The organism is Corynebacterium sp., from assembly GCF_030826625.1.
Lineage (GTDB): Bacteria > Actinomycetota > Actinomycetes > Mycobacteriales > Mycobacteriaceae > Corynebacterium.
Map to the genome: position 1 here is coordinate 1 of NZ_JAPJNQ010000119.1, position 3,546 is coordinate 3,546.

Annotated in this window: 4 protein-coding genes; 3 read left to right on the top strand and 1 reads right to left on the bottom strand. The window is 57.8% G+C overall.

Annotated features, from left to right (window positions below; all coding sequences use genetic code 11):
* Nucleotides 1–564: cysteine desulfurase family protein (locus RCH87_RS10305; protein ID WP_306516609.1), on the top strand; the 564-nt coding region annotated here is incomplete at its 5' end.
* Between the two features lie 79 nt (nt 565–643).
* On the opposite strand, the gene RCH87_RS10310 is transcribed toward RCH87_RS10305, so the two are convergent.
* On the bottom strand, nt 644–1,480 hold the full coding sequence (locus RCH87_RS10310; RefSeq protein ID WP_306516611.1) for a spermidine synthase: 837 nt from the start codon (nt 1,478–1,480) through the stop codon (nt 644–646).
* A gap of 173 nt (nt 1,481–1,653) precedes the next feature.
* Here RCH87_RS10310 and mnmA point away from each other — a divergent pair, with 173 nt between their 5' ends.
* Both mnmA and RCH87_RS10320 read left to right on the top strand, forming a co-directional pair.
* Nucleotides 1,654–2,745: a tRNA 2-thiouridine(34) synthase MnmA gene (gene mnmA, locus RCH87_RS10315; RefSeq protein WP_306516612.1), complete on the top strand. Its 1,092-nt coding sequence runs from the start codon at nt 1,654–1,656 to the stop codon at nt 2,743–2,745.
* A 6-nt stretch (nt 2,746–2,751) separates the two neighbouring features.
* A partial coding sequence (locus RCH87_RS10320; protein WP_306516613.1) for a hypothetical protein occupies nt 2,752–3,546 on the top strand: 795 nt, incomplete at its 3' end.

The following is a 3,546-nucleotide window of genomic DNA, read 5'->3' on the forward strand; positions in this document are numbered from 1 at the left end:
CTTGCCGCCAGCGCGCATAAATTCGGCGGGCCGCGCGGAACCGGATTACTGCTGGCAAAGCGCACCCCGGCGCCTAAGCCGGTGTATTTCGGTGGTGGGCAAGAACGCGGGATTCGCCCGGGAACAGTCAACGTGGCAGGTGCCGCTGGGCTCGCCGCTGCGTTGCGGGAAGCAGTGCAAGAACAAGAACGCGAGGCTGCGCGGACCGCGCAACTACGTGATCGGCTGCGTTCGTTTATCATCACACACATCGATGATGTTGTCGTGAACACCCCCGAGTCCGCCTTGCCGACGCACCTGCACGTTTCGTTTCTTGGTACCGACGGTGACAGCCTGATTATGTTAATGGATCGCGCAGGCATCGCCGTATCGACGGGGTCGGCATGCGCGGCGGGGGTCAACCGCTTTAGTCATGTGCTCGAGGCTATGGGCGTCGACGATGCCCGCGCCCACGGGGCTTTGCGTTTTAGCGTGGGATACACCACCACTGAGCAAGACATCGATGAAGTCTGCCGCCAGTTGCCTGAAATAATTGCTACCGCACGCAAGGTCTCGGATCTTTAAGAAGTTTTAGACAGGCACAGAACGTTAAATAGACGCGATTCTTTAGGCAGCGCAGCTACGCGGCTCGAGGCGCGGAGTACTAGCTTGACCATTGCTTTGTCTGTGTTGCATCGAGGTAACGTGCCGGAATTGCTCCCTTGAGCAGTGTGGCACGAAGCTGGTCGAAGCTCGGCGTTCCTGCCAGTGGGAGTGCAGAATCTGTAGCGAGAACCACGATATTCCCGCCGCTACGCGCCTGCAAGGTTCCAGAGTCGCTGATCAGCGCAACGTTGGCGAAAACCTGCTGCAGGTCTGCAATTTCTTGTTGCGCCGAACCAACCCCGCCTTGTACTCCGCAATTGACGATGAACAATCCGCCTGGCACCAAGGCGTGGTGCACGGAGCGATAGAATTCGTCGTTGGTGAGGCCCTTGGGGGTGCTATCGCCAGAAAAGACGTCGCGAATTACGATATCGCGACTGGCTGGGGCGAAGGTTGCGGTGACCTGCGCTGCATCCCCGGCGCGGATTTTGACGGTTGGGGAGCGCGGGATATCAAACCATTCGCGGACGTATTCGCCCAAGCGGGCATCTAACTCGACGACGGTATGGCGCGATTTCGGCCATCGCCAAGCGAGGTAGCGCGCCATAGAACAAGCCGCGCCTCCAAGATGAGTCACCCGAAGCTGCGAGCTATTCCAGCTGTCGGTGTTGAGGAAATTCTCGATGCCGGCGGCAAACCAACGCATATAAGCAAATTCGAGGTGCTCTGGCTCGCCGATCACGATGTGCGAGCTAGGGACGCCGTTGATGTAGAGCCAAAATCCGTTATCGCGAAAAGAATCGGGCTTGATTTCGGCATAACCAGTGCTGATCGCATAGCTCCCGACGATTGATGCGGAATTTTCCACCTGAGTTTTCGCCCGTTTACGTCCCATAGCTCAGTATTTTACTGAGGTGGTCTGTAGCTATTTATCTATCGTCGGAGATTTCCTAAGGCTTCTTGCGGCTCGCTGCGACAGGCTGTCAGGCTCGCTGCGACAGGCAGTCAAACGCAGGGTGGCTGGCTTTGACGGTGGCTGGCTTTGACAACAGGCTTAAACTAAAGGGCATGCGAGTATTGGTAGCAATGTCTGGTGGTGTCGATTCTTCGGTGGCAGCCGCGCGTGCGGTGGAAGCCGGCCATGATGTCGTCGGCGTGCATTTGGCGCTGCATCAGGATGCACAACAGACAAGGGAAAAAGCCCGCGGTTGTTGTTCGTTGGAAGATGCCGCAGATGCTCGTCGCATTTGCGACAAGCTGGGCATTCCTTATTATGTGTGGGATTTTTCCGAGCGTTTCAAAGAGCACGTCATCGATGATTTTGTAGAATCCTACGCGATCGGCGAAACTCCAAACCCGTGTCTGCGCTGCAATGAAAAAATCAAATTCCGTGCGCTGTTAGAAAAAGGAATGGCCTTGGGCTTTGATGCAGTGGCGACGGGCCATTACGCCACCATCGATGATGACGGCTATATGCGGCGCTCGCCGGACCAGAACAAGGACCAATCCTATGTGCTGGGCGTGATCAGCGCCGATGAGCTCGCGCATTGCATGTTCCCGGTCGGCGATACACCGAAGCCACAGATCAGGGAAGAAGCCGCCCGGCACGGCTTTTCCACGGCCTCCAAGCCAGATTCTTATGACATTTGCTTCATCCCGGACGGTAATACCCAGGCATTTTTGGGGCGATCGATTGGCCTGCGCCCGGGCATGATCGTCGACAAGAACTCCGGTGAGCAGCTGAAAGAGCACGATGGTGCGTGGAACTACACCATCGGCCAGCGCAAAGGGTTGGATATCAAGACTCCAGCGGCGGATGGTCGGCCTCGTTATGTCACCGATATTGATGCTGCTACCGGGACGGTGACCGTCGGCTCGCGCGAGGATCTGCGCATACAGACCATCGGCGCGGATCGTTTGAAATACCTGCACCCGGCCATGGACGGCGAATTGGATTGTTTGGTGCAGGTACGCGCTCATGGCTCGGTGGTCGCATGCCGTGCAGTCATTGACCGCGATGCGGATTCTATGCAGCTGGAGCTGAAAGAGCCTCTATCCGGTGTTGCTCGTGGCCAGGCCGCGGTGTTGTATTTGCCGACTGATGACGGCTTGGGCGATATCGTGCTCGGCTCGGGAACGATCTGTGCCACGGGCGCTTAAACTGTCATGGACATTGCACGTTCCACTGAAGCTTCGCAAACTGGCCACCTGGCATTAGGTCCGGTGGCTGGGACTTCGATGGCCGCGGCTGGCGATATGGTCATCAGCGAATTTGGTGACCGGTTACACCTGCCGTCCCTGCCGCAGAGAGGTTTGGGCTCGGATGCGGTCGGTTACACGGCCGCGCTGCTGGAATCGTTGAGTGTCGATCGGGGAGCGCGGCGTTGGCAGCTTTCTGCGCGCCCGCAACGCTGGTCATGGTTTTTGCGTGATCTGCGCGAACGCGACGCCGACGTGCTCGAAGAAACCTGGCAGCAGCCCGGCGCAGAAATCACCGTCCACGTCATGGGGCCGGTGAGCCTGGCCAGCCAGATTGAGCTTGCCGACGGTCACCGGGTGCTCAGTGACCGCTCCGCGTTATTCGATCTTGCCGATGCTTTGGCCGTCGGGGTGGAAAACTTCCGAGCAGACATTGCCCGGCGTTTTTCTGTCGGGACCACACTGCAGATCGATGAACCTTATTTGGCCGCAAGCGTGCGTGGAGAGATTCCCGGTGCCACTGAATATCACCAGATCCCACCGCTGGGTGCTGAGGATGCAGCTACGCTGTTGCAGCGGTGTGCGGGTGGCAGAATTGATGCGCTGAATATTTCGGATGCCGATCATGCATCAGTGGCGCGCGTGATTGGCTATTGTTCCGGGGAGCGGGGTGAGGGGTTAACAGAGGTGATCGTCGACCAGCGGAATCTGCGTACTAGCGAAAACCTGGATGGTTTCGCTGAACTTCTAGATTCCGGGATG